The following is a 23127-nucleotide window of genomic DNA, read 5'->3' as shown; positions in this document are numbered from 1 at the left end:
ATCCGGGGGCGGGGACCGACCATGCGTACCTCCCGGGTGACGTCGTGGGGCGGATCGTGCTCGGCCAGTCTACCCGCAGCACGACGCCGCCCGGTCCCCTGGGCGGGACCGGGCGGCGTCGTCGTGGCCGGGCGGGGCGTCCGGAGACGCCGCGCGGCGGGCCTACTTGGCGGTGAAGCGCGGGAAGGCCGAGGCACCCGCATAGACCGCGGCGTCGCCGAGCTCCTCCTCGATGCGCAGCAGCTGGTTGTACTTGGCCACGCGCTCGGAGCGTGCCGGGGCACCGGTCTTGATCTGGCCCGCGTTCACGGCCACCGCGATGTCCGCGATGGTGGTGTCCTCGGTCTCACCGGAACGGTGGGAGATCATGCAGCGGTAGCCGTTGCGCTGGGCGAGCTCCACGGCGTCGAAGGTCTCGGTCAGCGAGCCGATCTGGTTGACCTTGACCAGCAGGGAGTTGGCCACGTCCTCCTGGATGCCGCGGGCCAGCCGCTCCGGGTTGGTCACGAAGAGGTCGTCGCCCACGAGCTGCACCTTGTCACCGATGTGCTCGGTGAGCGTGGCCCAGCCCTTCCAGTCGTCCTCGTCCAGGGGGTCCTCGATGGACACGAGCGGGTACTTCTTCACGAGGTCCTCGAAGTACGCGGACATCTCCTCCGCGGAGCGCTTCTTGCCCTCGAAGGTGTACTTGCCCTTCTCGAAGAACTCGGACGAGGCCACGTCCAGGGCCAGGGCGATGTCCCGGCCGGGCTTGTAGCCGGCCTTCGTGATGGCCTCGAGGATGAGATCCAGTGCCGCCGAGTTGGAGTCCAGGTTCGGGGCGAAGCCGCCCTCGTCCCCCAGGCCCGTGGACAGGCCGCGGTCCTTCAGCACGGACTTGAGGCTGTGGTAGACCTCCACGCCCCAGCGCAGGGCCTCGGAGAACGTGGGGGCGCCGATCGGGGCGATCATGAACTCCTGGATGTCCACGTTGGAGTCCGCGTGGGAGCCGCCGTTGAGGATGTTCATCATGGGCACGGGCAGCACGTGGGCGTTCGGGCCGCCCAGGTACTTGTAGAGGGGCAGGTCCGCGGAGCTCGCGGCCGCACGGGCGATCGCCATGGAGGCACCCAGGATCGCGTTGGCGCCCAGCTTGGCCTTGTTGTCGGTGCCGTCCAGCTCGAGCATGGCCTGATCCACCGCACGCTGGTCGGACGCGTCCAGACCCACGACGGCCTGCTCCAGCTCCTCGTCCACGGCGTGCACGGCGTCCAGGACGCCCTTGCCCAGGTAGACCTTCTTGTCGCCGTCGCGGCGCTCCACGGCCTCGAACTCACCCGTTGACGCACCCGAGGGGACGGCCGCGCGGCCGAAGCTGCCGTCGTCCAGCAGGGCCTCCACCTCGACCGTGGGGTTGCCGCGGGAATCCAGGATCTGGCGGGCTTGCAGCGCAATGATCATTGCCATGAAAATCTCCTTGTCGGTCGTCGACCCGTGGGGCGGTTCCGGCCCCGGGTCCCAGCCTACCGAGCGCGCCTGTGTCCCGGCGATACGCCCCGGGATGACGGTGCTCACCCGGGCAGCGGGCCGTCGTGCTCCTGCACGAAGCGGCGCACCGCCGTGCGCAGGGCCCGTTCGGCGTCCAGACCGCGTGCGGAGGCCTCCGTCACCTGGCGCAGCAGCCGCTCCCCCAGCTCGCGCTCCTCGTCCTCGCGCTGCTCCTCCGGCAGCTCCGGGCCCACGGGTCCGACCCCGGGGACCGCGTGCCGGCGGGCCTTGGACAGCGCCTTCTCGGCGCGGGCCAGGGCGGGCAGCGCCGGGGGGATCCCGTCGAAGATGCGCGTGCGCTGCGGTTTCTCGTCCCGTTTGACGGCGTCCCAGCGCGCGGCGAGCTCGGCGGTGCTCGGCTGCTCCCCCGCGGCGGCGATCTCGTCCGACCACGCCGCCTGGCCGTCCGCGTTGTCCTCACCCAGCAGGGTGTTCCCGGTGGCCATCAGGGTGGTCCCCGCGCCCCCGCCGAACACCGCCGGGTGGCGGCGCACGAGCTTGTCCGTCACGGCGGAGATCACGTCCGTGACGTCGAAGCCCTGCGGGGCCGGGTGCTCCTGGCCGATCCGCGCGTGGAAGACCACCTGCAGCAGCACGTCCCCGAGCTCCTCCACGAGCTCGTCCCGGCGGCGGCTCGAGGGTTCGAGGGTCTCCACGGCCTCCACCACCTCGTAGGCCTCCTCCACGAGGTAGCGCAGCAGCGACTCGTGGGTCTGCTCCGCGTCCCACGGGCAGCCCCCCGGAGAGCGCAGCCGGTCCATGACCGCCAGCAGCCGTTCGAACTGCTCGCCCGCAGTGCTCTCCGCACCGTGCGCGGCCGTGCTGGTCGCGGCGTGACGAGGGGCCAGGCTCCCCGCGCCCTCCGGGGCCCACCGCGCATCGCGGTGCGATGAGGCCCCGGCGCTCTCCGAGGTCTGCAACGCGTCGCCGTGCGAACGCTCGGCGGGTCCTGTGCTCTCCGGGCTCACGAGGTCTCCCCCGTGATGCGCTGCTCGAGCCACTGCTGGTAGGCCACCGGCACGAAGGCCGCGCGCGCCGCCGTGCGCTGGACCCGCAGCACGTCCTCGGAGCTCCACCCCGCCTCGGAGCGCAGCCGGTCCAGTTCGTGCGTCACGGAGGTCCCGCTCATGAGGCGGTTGTCGGGAGAGACCGTCACCGCGAATCCGGCCCGCAGCAGGCGCGTCACCGGGTGCTCGGCAACGGTGGCGCCCCACGCCGCGCTCGCTCCGGTCTGCAGGTTGGAGCACGGGCAGACCTCGAGCGCGATCCGCCGGTCCCGGATCCAGCGGGTCAGCGGTGCGGTCATCTCCCGGTCCTCGTCCAGCAGCCGCACGCCGTGCCCCAGTCGCAGGGCCCGGCCCGAGCGGAGGGCGTCGGCCATGGACTCCGCGCCGGCGGCCTCCCCCGCGTGCAGCGTCACGGGGACGTGCTCCGCCGCGAGAAGCTCCAGGGCGTCCCGGTGGGCCGAGGCGGGGAAGCCGTCCTCCGGGCCCGCCAGGTCGAAGCCCACCACGGATCCCGGCACCGGTTCCCCGGGAACCTGGCCGTCCGCCGTCGTCGTGGGGGTGTGCGCGCCGACGTCCGTGGCCGGCGTGCCGCCGGTGACTGCCTCGTCAGGGTTCCCGGACGGGGACGACGCCGCCCGCAGCCGCCGCACCACGAGCTCGGCGATCTCCCGGGAGCGGTCCAGGTGGCGCATGGCGCACAAGATCTGGACCACCGAGACGTGCCCGCCTGCGGCCTTGACCTCGGCGACACCCTCCGCGAGACCGCTCTGCACCGCGTCCACGGCCTGGTCCAGAGTGAGTCCCCCGGCCACGTGCTGCTCCGGTGCCCAGCGCACCTCGGCGTGGACCAGGCCGTCCGCTGCGCAGTCCGCCACGTACTCGCGGGCCACGCGCCGCAGGGCCGGTGCCGTCTGCATCACCGCCACGGTGTGCGCGAAGGTCTCCAGGTACCGCGGCAGGCTCCCGGAGTCGGCGCTGTCGCGGAACCACTGACCCAGGGATGCCGGGTCCGTGGTGGGCAGCTCGTGGCCCACCTGCGCCGCGAGATCCACGACGGTGGCGGGGCGCAGTGCGCCGTCCAGGTGGTCGTGCAGCGAGATCAGTCCGTGTGGCCCGAGGGCCCCGTCCGTGGTGCGGACGGGGCCCTCGGGGGTCGTTCGAGTGCTCATGGCGTCAGTAGTTCCAGTCCTGCAGTGCGTCGTTGACGTGCTGGGGGATGTTGGAGCCGGTGCGCGGATACATGCGCAGCTCCTCCAGGTAGTTCTGCCCCGGGAGGCGCTGCTCGTAGCGCACGAACGCCTCCTCGTCCGAGTAGTCGAACGCGACCTCGGGGGGAACGCCCGGACGGAAGCGGAACATCATGGCCAGCGGGGCGCCGGAGCCCTCCACGTACGAGTCGTCCTTGAGCTCCTGGACCTTGAGCTGGTCCTCGGGCACCAGGTCGAAGGTGGGGCGCTGGTCCCAGAACCCGTTGAGGCGCACGTGGGTCAGGGCGTCGTAGTAGGTGCCGAGAGCGCGCACGCGGATCAGCACGGTGGAGACCTCACGGGCGGTGCCCTCCGGTCCGAACAGGTGCCGCTGCGCATCCGCGAGGCGGGCCGTGACGTCACCCACGGTGAGCGCGAGGTTGCCGGTCGCGAGGGCATCGGGGTCCACGTCCTGCTCCGGGGCAGGGGCCCGGTAGGACGGGGACACGTCCGTGGCAGTGGCCACCTGCGGCGCACCGGCCGGATCGTCGTCGCCGTCCACCGCCGCGCGCACGGGCGCGGGCACCAGCGTGTCCTCGGACTCCGTGCCGAACGCCGACTCGTCCACGTGGGCGGGCAGGTCCTCCGAGGACCGGGCGTCCTGGGTGTCCGTGGCAGCGGCGTGCTCCGCTCCGGGCTGCGCACCGCGCGCGCCGTCATGGGTGGGCCCACCGCCCAGGATGCGGGGGTCCTCGCCCAGGCCCTGGTCGAAGTGCTCGTCCTCCTCCGACCCTGCGGCGCCGTCCGGGAATCCTCCGTCCTGTGCGTCGAAGGCGCGCTCCGGATCCACGGACCGTTCCTCGGCGGGCACCGCCGGGGAGCCGTCCTCGGCGCGCTCCGCGGAGCTCTGCTCGCCGGACGCGAGCACCGGTGACGCCTGGCCCGCGGCCAGGACGTCGCCGTCCGTGGCCGGCTCGGTGTGGCCGTCGGAGACCACACGCACGGCGTCGGAGTCCTGCGGAGCGCCCGTGTGCACCTGCTCTGCGGCCTCGCCGGGGGCGTGGCCCTGCTCGGAACGGTGAGCATCGGCAATGTGGTCACCCTGGTCCCCCGAGGTGCCCGCGGCGGCGAGCCCAGCCGCACCGCCGGCCACCGTCCCCGCGCCCGCGGCGTCCACGTGCCCGGGGGCACCGGCCCGGTCGTCGGAGCCGTGGCCCGCCGGGGTTCCGTGGTGGTCCTGGACGCGGTCCGTGGCCTCCGTGCGGTCGTCCGAGCTGGCCTGGTGCTGCTCCTCGTGGTGCGCCGGCGTGGCCGTGCGCGACTCGTCGGAGGCACCGTGGTGCTGCTGGACGGAACCACCACCGGGGTGGCTGTAGTGCTCGGTGCGCGACTCCCCGGTGGGGTAGTCGTAGGTCACCGTGATCTCGTGCGCCGCGTGGTGGGACGCCGAGACCACGAGGTCCAGCTGGCGCCACGGCCCCACCGGGGTGCTCATGGCCTGCGTGTAGAGGTCTGCGACGTCGTCGAACAGGGGCGATCCCTGGTCCACGGTCCCGTTCTCCACCTCGTCCGGCGCCTCCCCCACGGCCTGGCGCGTCTGGTGCGTCATGATGTTCCCGGACTGCACGAGGGTCAGCCGGGCACGGTCCGCACCCCGGGCCAGCAGGAGCTCCACGAGGTGCTGCAGCGCCCCGTCCTGCGGCAGCGGCTCGGCGGTCGGCTCCTGGCGCGGGTGCTCGTGGTGATCCCCGGCGGTGCTCTGCACTGCCTCGGGCGGCGTCGCCTGGCCGGACACGGGTCCCACCGCGGGGTCTGACGGCGCGGCGCCGGGCGACGGCTGGGGTGTCGGGGTGGTGTTCTTGCTGCGGAACAGATCTCTCAAACCCACGTGAATGTTTCCCTTCGAAAGCCGGGCTCGGTCTGGTGCTCAGTATAGGCGGGCCGCTCGGGAGCCACCCGGGAGCCGGACGCTCCCCCGGCGGCTCGGCGGGTCACAGGTTCTCGGGCCCGAACGCGTCCGGCAGCACCTGGTCCATGCTGCGAACACCGCTCACGGTGAGCAGCTGCAGCCCGGGAGCGCGGTGCTCGTACAGCAGCTGCCGGCAGCGCCCGCACGGCATCAGCACCTCCCCGTGCCCGTCCACGCACACGAAGGCCACAAGCTTGCCGCCGCCGGACATGAACAGCGCGCTCACGAGCGAGCACTCCGCGCACAGGGTCACACCGTAGGAGGCGTTCTCGATGTTGGCCCCGGTGACCACGCGGCCATCGTCCACGAGTGCCGCCGCTCCCACGGGGAAGCGGGAGTACGGGGAGTAGGAGTGCTCGAGGGCCTCGGTGGCCGCCCGCTGCAGCCGCTGCCAGGTGGACTCGTCCACAATCTGCTGGTTCTCGGTCATGGTGTCGTGCGCTCCTGGTCCTGGGTTCTCGTGCGGGTCCTTGTGCGGATTCTCCCGGCGACGCCGCTCAGCGCGCCACCGCGCGGGAGGTCCACCCCCGACGCTACGCCGTCGAGGCGCTCGCCGGGCGGGGTGGTCACTCCTTGAGGTAGGGCTCACCCGAGGCGGCCGGCCCCCGTGACCGGCCCACGAGGCCCGCCACCGCGAGGATGGTGACCACGTACGGGAGCATGGCCAGGAACTGGCTGGGCACCGGGGTGCCCAGGAAGGAGAGGATCGACTCCAGGTTGGACGCGAAGCCGAACAGCAGCGAGGCCAGCAGCGCCCCCACGGGGTTCCACCGCCCGAAGATCAGGGCCGCCAGCGCAATGTAGCCGGAGCCCGCCGTCATGTCCCGGGTGAACGCGGACACCGACACGAGCGTGTAGAACGCACCGCCCAGCCCGGCCACCGCACCGCCCAGCAGCACGTTGCGCACGCGCAGGGCGTTGACGGGGATGCCCAGGGTGTCTGCGGCCTTGGGGTGCTCGCCCACCGCTCGGGTCCGCAGGCCCCACCGCGTGCGGTACAGCGCGAACCACACCACGGCCACGGTGGCGTACATGATGTATCCGATCACGGACTGGTCGAAGAGCACCGGCCCCACCACGGGGATCTCGGCCAGCACCGGGATCCGCACGTGCGGCAGCCGCTCCGGGGAGTTGAACGCGGCCGCGTTGGGCTCCAGCACGGTGGCGAACAGGAAGCCCGTGAGCCCGGAGACCAGGACGTTGAGCACCACGCCCACGATCACCTGGTTCACGCGGTAGCGGATGGCGAAGACCGCGAGCACCACCGACACGAGCACCGAACCGAGGACGGCCGCGAGCAGGCCCGCCCAGGCGCTGCCCGCGATCGTTGCGACGACCGCCGCGGAGAACGCACCGAAGAGCAGCTGGGCCTCGATCGCGATGTTCACCACGCCCGAGCGCTCGCACAGCAGACCCCCGAGGGAGCCGAAGACCAGCGGCGTGGCGAGGGCCACGGAGCCCGCGAGCAGTGCGGTCACGGAGATGCTGGGGGTCTGGGCCGTGCCCACGATCCACACGAGGAATCCGGTGACGAAGAAGAAACCGGCCACGAGCGAGGCCCAGCGGGGCAGGGCGCGGGCCCGTACCGCGGCGTAGCCGGCCAGCACGGCCAGCACGGCCGTCACCACCCAGCCGCACAGTGTCGAGGCCACGGAGACGTCGGGCAGGCGCACGGCGTCGTTCTCGCCGGAGAAGCGGAACTGCACCGACTGCCCGGAGGCGTTCAGGGCGAAGACCACGAGGGCCACGAGCGCGAGCACGGCCAGGCCGACCGCGGGTCGCAGGGTCCGCACGCCCACGTCGCGCAGCACCGCGGAGGTGGGCAGATCGGCCTCGGGCACGGAGCCGTCCGGGCCGTCCAGGTGGGGGGAAGCGGTGGCGGTGCTCACGCGGCGACCTCCTGCGAGCGACGGGTGGCGAAGGTGAACAGGGGTGGCAGCGCCACGAACAGCACGATGAGCGACTGCACGACCAGCACGATGTCCACGTTGGTGCCGGTCATCGACTGCATGGTCACCCCGCCCGCGCGGAACGCCCCGTAGAGGATCCCCGCGAAGAACGTGCCCCACGGTGTGGACCGGCCCAGCAGGGCCACGGTGATGGCGTCGAAGCCGAAGGAGGCCGCAATGCCCGCCGTGAGCGAGTGCTCGGTGCCGGAGACCTGCGCGGTGCCGGCGAGACCCGCCAGCAGACCCGCGAGCAGCATGACGACGACGAAGCCGCGGGTCACGGAGATGCCCGCGGTCCGCGCCGCGCGGGGGGTGGCCCCCACGGCCCGCAGCTCGAAGCCCACGGTGGAGCGGTTGAGCAGCCAGGACACGGCCACGGTGGCCAGGACCGCGAGCACGAAGCCCCAGTGCAGCCGGAACTGGTCCCCGAGCAGCTTGGGGAACATGGCGGTCTGGTCCACGGGAGGGCTGATGGGGTTGGACGAGCCCTCGCGCTGGAAGCCCGGCAGCGTCAGCAGCCACGCCACCAGGTTGAGCGCCACGTAGTTGAGCATGATCGTGAGGATGACCTCGTGGGCGCCCGTGCGGGCCTTGATGAGCCCCACGATCCCGCCCCACAGGGCACCGCCCAGGGCGCCGGCCGCCATCACGGCGAGCAGGTGGATCCCGGCGGGCAGGTGCCACGAGAACCCCACCCACGCGGCCAGCGTGGCCCCGATCAGGATCTGGCCCTGCGCACCGATGTTGAACAGGCCCGCGCGGAACGCGAGCGCCACGCCGAGACCCGCGAGGATCAGGGGGGTGGCCACGGTGAGGGTCTCCGTCAGCGGGTAGAGCTTGTCGGCGAGCGTGGCCCCGGCGGGGTTGTACACCGCACCGTGGAACATGGCCACGTAGGCGCTCGAGGCGGCCTGCCACATGGCGGTCAGCGTGTCGCCGGGGCGCGCGAAGAAGTACCCCGCAGCCTCCCGGACGTCCTCGTTGGTGACCGCGATCAGCAGTCCGCCCAGGATCAGCGCCACCACCACGGCCAGCACCGACTGGAGCGTGGAGCCCAGCAGGGTGCGGCGGTGGCTGCCCGCGGCGAGTTCGGTCGGTGGCGGCGCCGACACCTGGTCGGTCTGCGCCGGTGTGGTGGTCGCGCTCATGCCGTGCGGTCCCCCTCGGGTCGGTCGTCGGTCGGGTCGGCCGCGCTGCTTCCCCGGTGCGCGTCAGAGGCCGCGCCGGGGACCGCGTGGTGGGCGGCGTCGTCGGCGGGCGTGGCGCCCGCGCCGGTGTCGTCGGAGTGGGCGGATGTCGCGTGGGCGTCGTCAGCTGCGGCGTGGGCGTCGTCGGGTACGTGGGCGCCGTCGGCCTGCTGGGACGAGGCGACGTCGGAGTGGTCCCAGGGGGCCGCGGGGAGCACGGACTCGGCGGGCTCGCCGGCCATCATGCGCCCGAGCGCCTCGCGCGGGGTCTCCGGGCCCACGATGCCCATCAGCCGACCGTGGAAGAAGACCGCGATGCGGTCCGCGAGCGCGTAGACCTCGTCGAGCTCGGTGGAGACGATCAGCACCGCGGTGCCCCGGTCCCGCTCCGCCACGATGCGGCGGTGGATGAACTCGATCGAGCCCACGTCCACACCGCGCGTGGGCTGGGAGGCGATGAACAGCGTGAGGGGGCGCCCGAGCTCGCGGGCGATCACCACCTTCTGCTGGTTGCCGCCGGACAGCGTGACCACCGCGGAGTCCACGGATCCCGTGCGGATGTCGTACTCGGACACGGCGGAGCGGGCGTTCTCGCCGATGGCGCCCAGCCGCAGCGAGGGTCCCGCCGCGAACTCGCGGTCCCGGTAGCGGTCCAGCACGAGGTTCTCGGCCACGGAGAACGGGCTCACGAGGCCGTCCGTGGACCGGTCCTCGGGCACGAATCCGACGCCCCGGGCCAGCACCTCGCGCGTGCGCAGCCCCACGAGCTCGTGGCCGTCCAGGCGCGCGGACCCCGTCACGCGGTCCTCGAGCCCCACGAGCGCCTGGGTCAGCTCGGTCTGGCCGTTGCCCTGCACGCCGGCCACGGCGAGGATCTCCCCGGGGGCCACGTCGAAGCTCACGCCGTCCAGCACCACGAGACCGTTGTCCCCGACGACCGTGAGGTCGCGCACCTCGAGTGCGGCACCGCTCGGCAGGACCGGCTCCTTCTCCACCGTGAGGGAGACCTTCCGGCCCACCATCAGGGCCGCGAGCTCCTCAGTGGACGCCTCGGGGCCCACGTGCCCCACCACCTCGCCACGGCGGATCACGGTGATCACGTCCGAGACGGCCCGCACCTCCCGCAGCTTGTGCGAGATGAACACGATGGAGGTGCCGCCATCCCGCAGCTGGCGCATGATCTGCAGCAGCTCGTCCGTCTCCCGTGGGGTCAGCACGGCCGTGGGCTCGTCCAGGATCAGCACCCGCGCGTCGCGCACGAGCGCCTTGATGATCTCCACGCGCTGCTGCACGCCCACGGGCAGGTCCTCGACCACGGCGTCGGGGTCCACGTCGAAGCCGTAGCGCCGGGAGATCTCCCGGATCCTGGCCCGCGTGGTCTCCAGGTCCAGGGACACGCCCCGGGTGCTCTCGTGCCCCAGCGCCACGTTCTCGGCCACCGTGAAGACCGGGACGAGCATGAAGTGCTGGTGCACCATGCCGATCCCGGCCGCCATGGCGTCGCCGGGGCCGCTGAACCTCACGGGTTCACCGTCGATCTCCACGCTCCCGGACGTGGGTTCGTAGAGACCGTAGAGGACGTTCATGAGCGTGGACTTGCCCGCTCCGTTCTCCCCGAGCAGACAGTGGATCTGGTGGGGTTCCACGGTCAGGTTCACACGGTTGTTGGCGGTGAAGTCACCGAACTTCTTGGTGACGTCCGTGAGTTTCAGCTGCACGTCGTTAGCTCCTGCCTGCGCGCTCGGTCAGGACTTGGGGGCGTTCTCGGACTCCACCGTGACCTTGCCGTCGATGATGTCCTGCTTCAGCTGCTGGACCTCCTTGTCAAGGTCCTCCCCCACCTTCGACTCCTGGTCGTGGTACGGCGCGAGACCCACCCCGCCGTTCTCGAGGGTGCCCACGTACTGGCTGTTGTCGAACTTGCCGTCCGCGGCCTGGGTGACCACGTCCTCCACGGAGGTGGTCATCTCCTTCAGCACCGAGGTGAGCAGGAACTCCTTGCCGGAGTCGAGGGTCTCGTAGCCGTCCGTGTCCGGCCAGATCAGCCGCACGTTCTTGTTGCCCTTGTTCGCCTCGACCACCGCGTCCACGGTGCCCTGGGCGGCCTGGCCCGCGACCGGGAGCACGACGTCGGCGCCGTCACCGACGAGGTTCTGGGTCACGGTCTTGGCCTTGGAGGAGTCCTGGAAGGAGCTCAGGAACGTGCCGTTCTGCGAGTCCTTGTTCCACCCGAGGACCTTGACGTCCTTCTTGTTCTTCTCGTTGTAGTACTTCACGCCGTCCGAGAAACCGTCCATGAACACGGTCACGGTGGGGATGTCCATGCCCCCGTAGGTGGCCACCTTGCCGGTCTCGGAGCTGCCGGCCGCGAGGTAGCCGGCCAGGAAGGCCGCCTCCGCGGTGTTGTACACGATCGGCTTGACGTTGTCGGCCTTGATCGAGTTGTCGTCCACGATCGCGAAGTGCTTGTCGGGGTTGGCCTCCGCGACCTTCTTGGTGGTGTCCGCGAGGAGGAAGCCCACCGACACGGTGAGGTTGCAGCCCTGCTGCGCCATGGAGGTCAGGTTGGGCTCGAACTCCGTCTCGGACTGGGACTCGGCCTGGCTGATCTTGATGCCCTTGTGCTCCTCCGCTGCCTTGAGGCCCTCGTAGGAGCTCTGGTTGAACGAGCGGTCCTGGAAGCCGCCGTCGTCGGAGACGATGCAGCCCTTGAAGTCGGACGCCTGTGCGCTGCTGTCCCCGGAGCTGTCCGGTGCGGCACCGCAGCCTGCCAGGGTGAGGCCGGTCAGCCCGGCCAGTCCGAGGGCGCCGAGAGCGCGGAAACGTCGAGTGGTCATGGGGTCCTCCGGTGGGATCGGGCTGGGGGCGCGCAGAACCGGGTCCTCGCACCGCGGTGGAACCGCGAGAAGGACGTGACCCGGATCATAGGTCCGCTCAGTGTAGCCCCATGAATCCCTGGCAGTGCACCGAGTGTCGGCGTGTCAGCCCTCGGACCGTTCCGGAACCTGTGCCGCGTCTGTCAGCTCGCGCACCCGCAGCCGGACCGCCCGCAGCGCGGCGGACGCCATGACCTGCACGCCGCACCGGATGGCCTCCTCCTGCGGGGCGTAGTCGGACTGGTGCAGGTCGTACGTGCGTCCTCCCGGCTCACGGGTGCCCAGGCGCATCATGGCGCCGGGCACGTGCTGCAGGAACCACGCGAAGTCCTCCCCGCCCATGGACTGCTCCACGAGCAGGATGCTCTCCTCCCCCAGCTCCGCGCGGGCGGCGATCTCCAGCAGGGTGGTCTCGGTCTCGCCGTTGACCACGGGCGGCACGCCGCGGATGTGCTCGAGGTCCACGTTCACCCCGTAGGGGGCCGCCACCTGGCCGACGACCTCGTCGAGCATCTCCCCGGCCTGGTACCAGGCATCCGCGTCCAGGCAGCGCATGGTCCCGGCCATGAACCCGGACATGGGAATGGCGTTGGGGGCCACCCCCGCGTGGATCTGCCCCCACACCACGGCCACGCCCGAGCGCACGTCCACGCGCCGGGAGAGCACCGCGGGCACGTCGATCGCGATCTGGCTCATGGCGTAGACCAGGTCCTCCGTGAGGTGCGGGCGGGACGTGTGCCCGCCGCGCCCGGACAGCTCGATCCGGATGGTGTCGGACGCCGAGGTGATGGCCCCGATCCTGGTGCCCACCTGCCCCACGTCCAGCTTGGGCTCGCAGTGCAGGGCGAACATCCGCGGCACGCCTGCCAGCACGTTCTGCTTGATGATGCTCAGCGCCCCGCCCGGCAGCTTCTCCTCCGCGGGCTGGAACACGATCCGCACGGTGCCCGCGAACGGTGAGGAGCGGTGCAGGTCCGCGAGCACCCGGGCCACGCCGAGCATCACGGTGGTGTGGATGTCGTGTCCGCACGCGTGCATCACGCCCTCGTGGATGGACGCGTACTCCAGCCCCGTGTCCTCCAGGATCGGCAGGGCGTCGATGTCCGCGCGCAGCCCCACCATCACGGGCCCGCGACCCACGTCCACGTAGCAGCCGGTGCGCTCGAACCGCACGGGGCGCAGACCGGAGGCCTCCAGGGCGTTCACGATCCGCTCGGTGGTGCGGTACTCCTCGTAGGACAGTTCCGGGTGGCGGTGCACGTCGCGCCGGAAGCGGATCAGGTCCGGGAGGTAGTGGGAGAGCAGGGGTCCGATCGCGGGGGGCAGGCCCACGTCGTCGGCGGAGGGCAGCGGCAGATCCAACATGAGAGCCAGAGTACCGCCGCGGGGCAGTGACGCGGATCGCACCCGGGTGCCCCTCCCCGGGGTGGCCACCACCGCGCGCGGCGGCACGCGGCACGGTGGCGCGCGGGCGGCGTCGCCCGCGGCGGGGAGGGGGGTGGTCACCGGTGCCGGGGCGGGCGGCGGTCACCACTACCGTGCCCGGGACGCATCTGGGCCACCCCGGGCGGGAGTGCGCCGCCCGCACCGGGCCCGGGCTCCGCAGCCGGGACGGGCCGGCTGTCAGAGGACGTCCGTGTCCCCGTTGCGCTTGAGGGAGTCCACGGCGTTCTTCACGCGCTGGGCGTGCTCCGCGGTGGTGACGAGAAGGGCATCCGGGGTGTCCACCACCACGATGTCCTCCACACCGATCAGCGCGATGAGCCGCCCGGTGTCCGAGACCACGATCCCGGAGGACTCGTCCGCGAGCACCCGGTTGTTCTGCCCCAGGATGGACACCTGGGAATCGGTCTGCGGGTCCACCTTGTTGAGGCGGTTGATCGCGGCGAAGTCCCCCACGTCCTCCCACGTGAAGTCCCCGGGGACCATGGCCACGGCACCCGCGGCGGCGGCGGGCTCTGCCACGGCGTAGTCGATGGCGGTCTTCGTCAGGGTGGGCCAGACCTCGTCCACCACCGCGTCCCGCTCGGGGGTGTCCCACGCGTCGGCGATCCGGTCCAGCCCCCTGGCCAGCTCGGGCTCGCTCTCGCGCAGGTACTCGAGCATGAGACCCACCGGGGCCACGAACATCCCCGCGTTCCACGTGTAGCGGCCGCTGGCCACGTACTGCCGGGCGGTCTCCTCGTCCGGCTTCTCCACGAACTGCTCGACCGCGAGCGCGTGGGGCGCCTCCGCGAGCCCCAGGGACTCCCCCGCCTTGATGTACCCGAAGCCCGTGGCCGGGGAGGACGGGGTGATGCCGATGGTCACGATCCGTCCGGTGTCCGCGGCCTGCACCGCCTCGCGGACCACCTCCTGGAACGCCTCCGCGGGCTCCACCACGTGATCCGCGGCGAACGAGCCGATGATCGCCGTGGGATCGCGCCGCGCGATGAGCGTGCACGCCAGCCCGATGGCCGCCGCCGAGTCCTTGGGGGACGGCTCCAGCACGAGGTCCCCGTCCGTGAGCTCCGGCAGCTGCTCCTGCACCGCTCCCGCGTGCGAGCGTCCCGTGACCACCATGATGGGCCCGTCCGTCAGCGCGGCCAGCCGGTCGTACGTGGCGCGCAGCAGGGACGAGCCCGGGCCGGTGAGGTCCAGCAGGAACTTGGGGGCGTCCGCGCGGGACAGGGGCCACAGCCGGGAGCCCACGCCGCCCGCCGGGATGAACGGATGGAATCGTTGCAATGGCGAAGTCACGCCCGTCAGTGTACGGCCAGACCCGCGCTGCTCGGCGGATCTTGCGCCTATGATCTCGCCCGGACGAACGGCATCCCCCGCCCGGGGGACGCCGCTGCCGTCGGCCTTCCCGCCCCGTGCACACCCCGGGGCACGACGCCGCCGCGTCCGGTCCACGCGCCGGGGCCCCGCCCGACGCCGCCCCCGGGAACACCGCGGAACACCGTCCAGGGCTGCCTCCGAGGGCCGCGATTCGGGAATGCCGAACTGTGCTAATTCCCCGGCCCCGCGCGGTTTTCGGGATGGCGACACGTTGTCAGTGAGCTCCCGGGAGGCTGGTATCTTTGACGAGAACTACCGCATCATCCATGACAGAGCCAGCCAGAGCTCCGCCTTCGCCGTGCACCCGCGCGAGACCGCTACCGAATCTCACCGATCACCAGTGCGCACGACGACGAGCGACACAGGGAGGACATTCCGTGGCGAACTCATCCAGGGGCACCCTTTACCGCGGCCAGTACGGCATGTGGTCCTGGGTTGCCCACCGTATTACCGGCGTGGCCATCTTCTTCTTCCTGCTGGTCCACGTCCTCGACACCGCACTCGTGCGTGTATCCCCCGAGGCGTACAACGCAGTGATTGCCACCTACAAGAACCCCATCATGGGTCTGGGCGAGACCGGCCTGGTGGCCGCGATCGTGTACCACGCCTTCAATGGGCTGCGCATCATCCTGATCGACTTCTGGAAGGGCGGGACCAAGAACCAGAAGGGTCTCCTCTGGGGAGTCATCGCCCTGTGGGTCATCGTGATGATCCCCTTCCTCATCCGCCACCTGTCGATCGTTTTCGGGGGTTGATCCCATGAGCACTCCTCTCAAGACCAAGATCCAGGTCCCCCGCAGCCGGGACCTCGAGGTGGACGGCGTCAAGTACAACCGCGCCTCCTCCTCCCGCAGCAGCTTCGAGATGTTCGCGTGGCTGTTCATGCGCATGTCCGGCGTGCTGCTGGTCGTCCTCGTCTTCGGCCACCTCTTCGTCAACCTCATGGTGGGCGAGGGCGTCCACGCCGTGGACTTCGGCTTCGTGGGCGGCAAGTGGGCCAACCCGTTCTGGCAGGTCTGGGACCTGGTCATGCTGTGGCTGGCCATGCTCCACGGCACCAACGGCATGCGGACCATCATCGACGACTACGCCGCCCGCAGCACCACGCGCTTCTGGCTCAAGGTGCTGCTCTTCGTGGCCTCGGCGTTCGTGATCCTGCTGGGCACCATGGTGATCTTCACCTTCGATCCCTGCCCGGCCGGCGCCGATCCGTCGCTGCTGCCGTCCTTCTGCCCCGCGCAGTGACCCGGTGAACGGCGGGGCCCGCGGGCCCCGCCGTTCGCGGTCGTTCCGGACCACGCCTCCGGACCCCACACTTCTCTCACTCACCCACGTAGAAAGAACATCTGGTATGCAGGTTCACAAGTACGATGTGGTAATCGTCGGCGCCGGCGGCGCCGGCATGCGTGCCGCCATTGAGTCCGGCCAGCGCGCCCGCACTGCCGTACTGACCAAGCTCTACCCCACCCGCTCCCACACGGGCGCGGCACAGGGTGGCATGTGCGCAGCCCTCGCCAACGTCGAAGAGGACAACTGGGAGTGGCACACCTTCGACACCGTCAAGGGTGGTGACTACCTGGTGGACCAGGACGCCGCCGAGGTCATGGCCAAGGAGGCCATCGACGCGGTGCTCGACCTGGAGCACATGGGTCTGCCCTTCAACCGCACGCCCGAAGGCAAGATCGACCAGCGCCGCTTCGGCGGCCACACCCGTGACCACGGCAAGAGCCCGGTGCGCCGCGCGTGCTACGCCGCGGACCGCACGGGCCACATGATCCTGCAGACCCTCTACCAAACGTGCATCAAGCACAACGTGGAGTTCTTCAACGAGTTCTACGTGCTGGACCTCATCATGGTGGACACCCCCGAGGGGCGTCGCTCCGCCGGTGTGGTGGCCTACGACCTCGCCACCGGCGGGCTGCACGTGTTCCAGGCCAAGTCCGTGGTCTTCGCCTCGGGCGGCGCGGGCAAGGTCTTCAAGACCACTTCCAACGCCCACACCCTCACCGGTGACGGCATGGCCATCGCGTTCCGCAACGGTCTGCCGCTGGAGGACATGGAGTTCGTCCAGTTCCACCCCACGGGACTCGCCGGTCTGGGCATCCTCGTGTCGGAGGCCGCCCGCGGCGAGGGTGGCATTCTGCGCAACGCGGACGGCGAGCGCTTCATGGAGCGCTACGCCCCCACCATCAAGGACCTCGCCCCGCGCGACATCGTGGCCCGGTCCATGGCCAACGAGGTGCGCGAGGGCCGCGGCTGCGGCCCCAACAAGGACTACGTGCTGCTGGACCTCACGCACCTGGAGCCGGCGCACATCGACGCCAAACTCCCGGACATCACGGAGTTCGCCCGCACCTACCTGGGCGTGGAGCCCTACACCGAGCCGGTGCCCGTGTTCCCCACGGCGCACTACTGCATGGGTGGCATCCCCACCGACATCAAGGGTGAGGTCTTCCAGGACTCCGAGACCACGATCCCCGGCCTGTACGCCGCGGGTGAGGTGGCGTGCGTGTCCGTGCACGGTTCCAACCGCCTGGGCACCAACTCCCTGCTGGACATCAACGTGTTCGGCAAGCGCGCCGGGATCTTCGCGGCGGAGTACGCGCAGACCGCCGAGTTCCTGCCAATCCCCGACGACGCCGTGGCCCGCACCGAGGCGCTGCTGGACAACGCCCGCAGCCCCCACGGCAGCGAGAAGGTCGCCGCCATCCGCAAGGACCTGCAGGACACCATGGACCTCAACATGCAGGTGTTCCGCACGGCCGAGACCATCCAGCAGGCGCTCACGGACATCGCCGCTCTCGAGGAGCGCTACGCGAACATCTCCATCCAGGACCAGGGCAAGCGCTTCAACCTGGACCTGCTGGAAGCCGTGGAGCTGGGCTTCCTGCTGGAGCTCGCCAAGGTGATGTCCGTGGCGGCCCTGCACCGTGAGGAGTCCCGCGGCGGACACTTCCGCGAGGACTTCCCTGATCGTGACGATGAGAACTTCATGGTCCACTCCATGGTCTACGAGGACCCGTCGTCAGCCACCGCGGGCATCCGGCAGGAGACCAAGCCGGTGGTCATGACCCGCTACGAGCCGATGGAGCGTAAGTACTGATGTCCACTGCAGTGACCGAGAACCAGAACCAGGACGCCCAGAAGCCCGATACCGAGGGCGAAGAGGCCATCCCCACGTACGACGTGGTGCTGCGGGTCCGCCGCTACAACCCCGAGTTCGACACCGAGGCGCACTGGGACGAGTGGCCCCTCACCATGTACGGCACCGACCGTGTGCTGGACGCCCTGCACAAGGTCAAGTGGGAGCTGGACGGCTCGCTGTCCTTCCGGCGCTCGTGCGCCCACGGCGTGTGCGGCTCCGATGCCATGCGCATCAACGGCCGCAACCGCCTGGCCTGCAAGACCCTGCTGAAGGACCTGGACCTGTCCAAGCCCATCCTCGTGGAGCCCATCAAGGGTCTTCCGTGCGAGAAGGACCTGATCGTGGACATGGAGCCGTTCTTCCAGTCCTACCGCGAGATCATGCCGTTCCTGGTGAACGAGGACCACACCCCCACCGGGGAGCGGTTCCAGTCCCAGGAGGACCGCGAGCGCTTCGACGACACCACCAAGTGCATCCTGTGCGCGGCGTGCACGTCCTCGTGCCCCGTGTTCTGGACGGACGGGCAGTACTTCGGGCCCGCCGCGATCGTCAACGCGCACCGGTTCATCTTCGACTCGCGCGACCAGGCGGGTGACATGCGTCTGGAGATCCTCAACGACAAGGAAGGCGTGTGGCGCTGCCGCACCACCTTCAACTGCACCGAGGCGTGCCCCCGCGGCATCCAGGTGACCAAGGCCATCGCCGAGGTCAAGAAGGCGGTCTTCGCCTCCGCCCTGTGACCTTCTGACGCAGCCGACAGGCCCCGGGATCCGTTCTGGATCCCGGGGCCTTTGTCGTTGCCGCGAGTGTCCCGTGCGGATTCCCGATGAGCGCCTCACCACAGCCACTCACCGGCCGGCCTTCACGACCGCGACGCACCCGCCAGTCCCCGCGGTCGTCGGCGAGCGTTCCCAGGACCGCCGTGGACGGCCCGCGGTCCGGCCGCGCGTCAGTGGCGGAACGAGTTTGCGGGCCGGGACCGGGGTGAAGAAGGGTCCTGCCGCGCGTCGGTGGGTGCGGGGCTGCTGCCCGAGGCGCACCCGACGTCGACGGGCGCCTCGTGACCGAGTCCCCGTGCGGCGTCGGGAAGGGCGGATGCCGCCACGGCGGCCACGGCCCGGTCCTCGCGCTCGGGCTGGGCGCGGGCGCCGCGGATGTCGGCCTGCACCACGGCCCCTGCGGCGGCGGAGAACAGCAGCACCTGGCCGTAGACGTTGAACCACAGCAGCACACCCACCAGCACGGCCACGGACAGCAGGTAGGGGTTCTCCCCCGCGCGGCCGATGATCTCGCTGCCGCCGTAGCGCAGCACCTGGGAGCCCAGGCCGCCGATCACCACGGTGACCGTGAGCGCCTTGCGGTGCAGCTTGAGCTGGGCCACGCCGCGCACCAGGGTGAAGCTCATCAGGCAGTCCACGAGCAAGCCCACGCCGAAGGTGATGGTGGACTTCACCCCACCGTCGAGCCACGGCTGCAGGGTGGTGAGCCCGATGTCCCCGAGCCACCCGATGATGCCGTCCACCGCACCCGAGGCGAAGATGCTCACGGTCGCGGAGGCCAGCAGCAGCAGTCCGACGACCACGAGCCAGCCAAGGTCCCGGGCCACGGCCGCCAGCGGAGCGCCGGGCGCCGGGGGCACCTCGAACATCCGGCGGGTCGCCAGGCGCACACCGGCCACCCAGCGCCACGCGGTGTAGAGCAGCACCACCCCGGCCACGGTGGAGGCCACGGAGAAGGGGCCGGTGTTCTCGAGCAGCTCCAGGGGGATCACTCCCCCGTGCCCGTCCCCCACGTCCAGCAGCCCGGGGATCTTCTCCGTCAGCCCCGCCACCAGGTTCTGCTGCAGCGGGGAGTTGGTCCCCAGGAACGTGGCGAGTGCCGCGAAGAAGATCACCAGCAGGGCGGTGGAGGCGAACAGCAGCTGGTATGCCAGACCCGCCGCCATGAGGGGACCGCCGTGGAACGTGTAGTGGCCCACGGTGCGCACCGGGAACAGGGCCATCGTTCGGGCGAAGGCCCACGCGAAGAACGCCCCGAGGCGTCGTCCCGCGGGGGCGCCGTGGGAGGCCAGGTCCCGGCGCACGGCGCGGAGTCGACGGTGCTCGGCGGTCAGCCCGGCGCGGTCCACGAGGGCGGGAACCACCGGGGGTGGGTCAGTGCGAGCCACGCTCGTCCGCACCCCGCTGGCCGAAGCGGACGGTCTCCCGCACGTGCCACACGCCGTGCTCGTCGCCCTCGTACACGTGCACGCGGTCCACGAGGAAGCCGGCGCGGTAGGTGCGCAGCATCTCCTGCGCCCGGTCCAGGGCCTCGTCGTCGAGCCCGTGGGCCAGGGTGACGTGCGGGTGGTACTCGAAGGGGGAGGCGGAGTCCATTCCGCTGCCGCGCAGGGCCCGGTGCAGGGCGAGGCACTGCTCGCGGCCGCGTTCCACGTCCAGGTAGACCACGGGGGTCACGGGCCGGAACGTGCCGGTGCCGTGGATCTCCAGGTGGAACGGCTCCCACTCGGCCAGCACCTGGCGGACGTGCTCCACGAGCCGGTCCCACTCGCCTCGGGACTCCGAGATCATGAGGGTGATGTGCGGGGAGACGCCCGCGGCCGGGGAGTCCTCGAACGAGGCCCGCCAGTCCTGCAGCTCCTGGCCCGTGGGCTCGGGCAGCCGGATGACCACACCGGCGTAGACGTGTCCCGGGCGCACGGTGGGTGAGGTCTGCTGCTCGCTCACGCGATCCTCCTCGACTCGGCCGCGTTCCAGACTATCCCACCGTGTTCCGCGCGGTGCCTCAGGCTCCGGGGAGGAAGCCCATCCGCCCGTACACCTCGGCCAGGGTGCGGGACGCGATGTCCCTGCCCTTCCGGGCACCCCGGGCCAGCAGCCGGTCGAGCTCGGCGGGGTCGTCGAGCAGCTCCTGGGCGCGCTTCTGGATGGGGTCCAGGGTCTGGGTGACCACCTCGGCGAGGTCCACCTTGAGGTGGCCGTACATCTTGCCCTCGTACTCGGCCACCAGGGCGTCCACGGGCGTACCCGTCAGGGACGAGTAGATGGTGAGCAGGTTGGAGACACCCGGCTTGGCCTGGCGGTCGAAGCGCACCTCGGTGCCGTCGTCCGTGACCGCGGACTTGATCTTCTTGGCGTTGACCTTGGCGGGATCCAGCAGCCGGACCAGTCCCGAATCCGAGGGAGCGGACTTGGACATCTTGGCCGTGGGGTTCTGCAGGTCGTAGACCTTGGCGGAGTTCTCCAGGATCTTGGCGTCCGGCACGGTGAAGGTCTCGCCGAACCGGGAGTTGAAGCGCTGCGCGAGGGTGCGGGTCAGCTCCAGGTGCTGGCGCTGGTCCTCTCCCACCGGGACCTGCTGGGCCTGGTAGACCAGGATGTCCGCGGCCATCAGCACCGGGTAGGTGAACAGCCCCACCGTGGTGTTCTCCGCCCCCTGCTTCACGGACTTGTCCTTGAACTGGGTCATCCGCGCCGCCTCGCCGTAGCCGGTGATGCAGTTGAGCACCCACGCCAGCTGCGTGTGCTCGGGGACCTGGGACTGGATCAGCAGCGTGGAGCGCTCCGGGTCGATGCCCGCGGCAATGTACTGCGCGGCCGTGACCCGGGTGCGCTCGGACATCGTGGCCGGGTCCTGCCCTGTGGTGATGGAGTGCAGGTCCGCCACGAAGAACACGCAGTCGTTGTCGTCCTGCATGTCCACCCAGTTGCGCAGGGCCCCCACGTAGTTGCCCAGGTGCAGGGAGTCCGCGGAGGGCTGGACGCCGGAGACCACGCGCGGGATCTGGTTCACGGGGGTGCTCTGTTCGCTCACGGGGCTGTCTTCTTTCGTTCGTGCGGGCCGCGCAGGGCCGCGGTGCGTGAAGGTGCGGGTGACGCGCCGCGTGCGGGCGGCGGCGTCGTGGTCGGGAGTGCGGGAGGTCGTGGTGGCCGGAGCGCAGACGGCACCGGCGCGTCGAGTGCGGAACCGGCCGCGGGCCGCTGCGGAGCAGGAGCCCCGCGGCGTCGAACCGGTGCCGCGGCTCAGGCGAGCCGGTAGTCCACCACGAGCGGGGCGTGGTCCGAGAACCGGACGTCGTAGCTCACGGCCCGGTCCACCGTGGCGCTCTCGGCGCGCGCGGCCAGCCCGGGGGTGGCCATGTGGTAGTCGATGCGCCACCCGGCGTCCGTGTCGAACGCCTTGCCGCGGTAGGACCACCACGTGTACGGGCCGGAGACGTCCCCGGCCAGGCTGCGGGCCACGTCCACGTAGCCCACGTCCCCGAAGAAGCGGTCGAAGTACGCGCGCTCCTCGGGCAGGAAGCCGGCGTTCTTGACGTTGCCCTTCCAGTTCTTGATGTCCCGCTCGGTGTGGCCCACGTTGAGATCCCCCACCACGAGCACGTGGTCGGAACCCTCCGCAAGCTGCGGCAGGCGCGTGAGCATGGCGTCCATGAAGCGGTACTTGTCCGCCTGCTTGGGTGTGTCCACCTCGCCGGAGTGCACGTACGCGGAGACCAGGGTGAGCGTCTCCCCGTTGGGGAGGGTGAGGTCGTTCTCGATCCAGCGCCCGGAGTCGTCGAAGTACTCCTCGCCGATCCCCACGCGTGAAGCGGTGGGCAGCAGGGCGCCGTCGAACGCGTCCCGGCGGGTGGCGATCGCCACGCCCGCCCGGCCCTTGGCCGCGGCCTCGGCGTGCCGCACGTCCCAGACGTCCTCGTCCAGCAGCTCGCGCGTGATCTTGTCCGGTGCGCGCACCTCCTGCAGGCACAGCAGGTCCACGCCTCGAGGCGCCAGCCACTCGGCCATCCCGCGCCGGTAGGCGGCCCGGATGCCGTTCACGTTCACCGTGGCAATGCGTACCGTCTGCCCTGAGTCAGCCATCCGTTGAGTCTCCTCGGTCGTCCATGATGTCTCGTGCGTCCCTGACGCGCAGGGACGACGCCGCCGGGCCCCGTCCCGCAGGATCAGTCCACCACCGTACCGCTCACCGGGGTGCCGGAGTCGCGGAGGCTGCGCAGCCCGTTGGCCGCGGTCATGTCGATGGTCTCCAGGGCCCGCCGGACCTGCTCGGGATCCGCCTCCGGGGAGGAGAGCTGCTCCTTGACCACCTTGGACTGCACCAGGATGACCTGCATGCCGTGGGCGAGCTTCTCGTCCCGCAGCGATCGTCCCTCGCCCGCCGCGGACGTGGCGGGGGCTCGGCCGTGCTGGGCCTGGAACTGCTCCTGGGCCTGACGCACCTGCTCCCGTCCGAACACGGCGGCCTTGCGCACCATGGACAGCGCCCACACAGCGAGCATGAGCCAGCCCAGGGCGATGCCCGCGAGGATCCAGCCCAGCAGCGTGTTGGCGTTGGCCGCCTCGATCAGGGCGACCACGAAGATCACCACGAACACGGCCAGCCCGATCAGGGTGCCCCACAGCGCTGTGCGCCCCGAGCGGGGTGAGCGGTCGGGGCGCACAGCGCTGTGGGGCACCC

General features: G+C 70.9%; 20 protein-coding genes. 4 read left to right on the top strand and 16 right to left on the bottom strand.

Features of this window, described 5'->3' with window-relative positions; genetic code table 11:
• Positions 1-162: 162 nt before the first annotated feature.
• The 11 genes from eno to D9R02_RS06385 form a co-directional block, all read right to left on the bottom strand.
• Complete coding sequence (gene eno / locus D9R02_RS06435) at positions 163-1446, bottom strand: phosphopyruvate hydratase (protein ID WP_019310193.1); 1284 nt, start codon at positions 1444-1446, stop codon at positions 163-165.
• A gap of 104 nt (positions 1447-1550) precedes the next feature.
• A complete protein-coding gene (locus tag D9R02_RS06430; protein ID WP_121566573.1) occupies positions 1551-2495 on the bottom strand; it encodes a nucleoside triphosphate pyrophosphohydrolase in 945 nt (314 codons plus the stop codon).
• Positions 2492-3703, bottom strand: coding sequence for an adenosine deaminase family protein (locus D9R02_RS06425; protein ID WP_019310195.1), 1212 nt, complete (start codon positions 3701-3703; stop codon positions 2492-2494). Before D9R02_RS06425 ends, D9R02_RS06430 begins: the two co-directional genes overlap by 4 nt.
• Positions 3704-3707: 4 nt before the next feature.
• Positions 3708-5609, bottom strand: coding sequence for an ICP22 family protein (locus tag D9R02_RS06420; RefSeq protein ID WP_124108905.1), 1902 nt, complete (start codon positions 5607-5609; stop codon positions 3708-3710).
• A 103-nt stretch (positions 5610-5712) separates the two neighbouring features.
• Entirely contained in the window at positions 5713-6120 is a 408-nt protein-coding gene (locus D9R02_RS06415) for a cytidine deaminase (RefSeq protein WP_019310196.1), read from the bottom strand.
• Positions 6121-6256: 136 nt separating this feature from the next.
• The gene (locus D9R02_RS06410) at positions 6257-7579 is read right to left on the bottom strand and encodes an ABC transporter permease (protein ID WP_059280834.1); all 1323 of its coding nucleotides are present in this window, start codon (positions 7577-7579) and stop codon (positions 6257-6259) included.
• Positions 7576-8787, bottom strand: a complete 1212-nt coding sequence (locus D9R02_RS06405) for an ABC transporter permease (RefSeq protein WP_059280833.1) — start codon at positions 8785-8787, stop codon at positions 7576-7578. The genes D9R02_RS06410 and D9R02_RS06405 overlap by 4 nt, the downstream gene beginning before the upstream one ends.
• The gene (locus D9R02_RS06400) at positions 8784-10544 is read right to left on the bottom strand and encodes an ABC transporter ATP-binding protein (protein WP_059280832.1); all 1761 of its coding nucleotides are present in this window, start codon (positions 10542-10544) and stop codon (positions 8784-8786) included. The genes D9R02_RS06405 and D9R02_RS06400 overlap by 4 nt, the downstream gene beginning before the upstream one ends.
• 27 nt (positions 10545-10571) lie before the next feature.
• Entirely contained in the window at positions 10572-11663 is a 1092-nt protein-coding gene (locus D9R02_RS06395; RefSeq protein WP_019310200.1) for a BMP family lipoprotein, read from the bottom strand.
• Between the two features lie 144 nt (positions 11664-11807).
• On the bottom strand, positions 11808-13067 hold the full coding sequence (locus D9R02_RS06390; RefSeq protein ID WP_047978105.1) for an amidohydrolase: 1260 nt from the start codon (positions 13065-13067) through the stop codon (positions 11808-11810).
• 258 nt (positions 13068-13325) lie between these two features.
• Positions 13326-14441, bottom strand: a complete 1116-nt coding sequence (locus D9R02_RS06385; protein WP_121566571.1) for a mannose-1-phosphate guanylyltransferase — start codon at positions 14439-14441, stop codon at positions 13326-13328.
• Between the two features lie 458 nt (positions 14442-14899).
• Here D9R02_RS06385 and sdhC point away from each other — a divergent pair, with 458 nt between their 5' ends.
• The 4 genes from sdhC to D9R02_RS06365 all read left to right on the top strand — a co-directional run bounded on the left by sdhC (position 14900) and on the right by D9R02_RS06365 (position 18407).
• Positions 14900-15277, top strand: coding sequence for a succinate dehydrogenase, cytochrome b556 subunit (gene sdhC, locus D9R02_RS06380; RefSeq protein ID WP_082019244.1), 378 nt, complete (start codon positions 14900-14902; stop codon positions 15275-15277).
• A gap of 4 nt (positions 15278-15281) precedes the next feature.
• Positions 15282-15767: a succinate dehydrogenase hydrophobic membrane anchor subunit gene (locus D9R02_RS06375; protein ID WP_019310204.1), complete on the top strand. Its 486-nt coding sequence runs from the start codon at positions 15282-15284 to the stop codon at positions 15765-15767.
• Positions 15768-15873: 106 nt separating this feature from the next.
• Positions 15874-17625, top strand: coding sequence for a succinate dehydrogenase flavoprotein subunit (sdhA, locus tag D9R02_RS06370; protein WP_102613748.1), 1752 nt, complete (start codon positions 15874-15876; stop codon positions 17623-17625).
• Positions 17625-18407, top strand: coding sequence for a succinate dehydrogenase iron-sulfur subunit (locus D9R02_RS06365; protein WP_102613749.1), 783 nt, complete (start codon positions 17625-17627; stop codon positions 18405-18407). The genes sdhA and D9R02_RS06365 overlap by 1 nt, the downstream gene beginning before the upstream one ends.
• Before the next feature lie 209 nt (positions 18408-18616).
• On the opposite strand, the gene D9R02_RS06360 is transcribed toward D9R02_RS06365, so the two are convergent.
• The 5 genes from D9R02_RS06360 to D9R02_RS06340 all read right to left on the bottom strand — a co-directional run bounded on the left by D9R02_RS06360 (position 18617) and on the right by D9R02_RS06340 (position 23125).
• The gene (locus tag D9R02_RS06360; protein ID WP_223110428.1) at positions 18617-19834 is read right to left on the bottom strand and encodes a YhjD/YihY/BrkB family envelope integrity protein; all 1218 of its coding nucleotides are present in this window, start codon (positions 19832-19834) and stop codon (positions 18617-18619) included.
• Complete coding sequence (locus D9R02_RS06355) at positions 19821-20393, bottom strand: 2'-5' RNA ligase family protein (protein ID WP_102613751.1); 573 nt, start codon at positions 20391-20393, stop codon at positions 19821-19823. The genes D9R02_RS06360 and D9R02_RS06355 overlap by 14 nt, the downstream gene beginning before the upstream one ends.
• Before the next feature lie 58 nt (positions 20394-20451).
• Positions 20452-21480 carry a tryptophan--tRNA ligase gene (trpS, locus tag D9R02_RS06350; RefSeq protein WP_039100894.1) on the bottom strand — a complete coding sequence of 343 codons (1029 nt, stop codon included), beginning with the start codon at positions 21478-21480 and terminating at the stop codon, positions 20452-20454.
• Between the two features lie 209 nt (positions 21481-21689).
• Positions 21690-22529 (bottom strand): exodeoxyribonuclease III, encoded by an 840-nt coding sequence (locus tag D9R02_RS06345; protein ID WP_039100893.1) that lies wholly within the window; start codon positions 22527-22529, stop codon positions 21690-21692.
• Between the two features lie 83 nt (positions 22530-22612).
• Complete coding sequence (locus D9R02_RS06340; RefSeq protein ID WP_121566570.1) at positions 22613-23125, bottom strand: hypothetical protein; 513 nt, start codon at positions 23123-23125, stop codon at positions 22613-22615.
• Positions 23126-23127 lie beyond the last annotated feature (2 nt).

Source organism: Kocuria rhizophila (genome assembly GCF_003667225.1).
GTDB lineage: Bacteria > Actinomycetota > Actinomycetes > Actinomycetales > Micrococcaceae > Kocuria > Kocuria rhizophila.
This window is presented reverse-complemented; position numbering and strand designations above follow the sequence as displayed.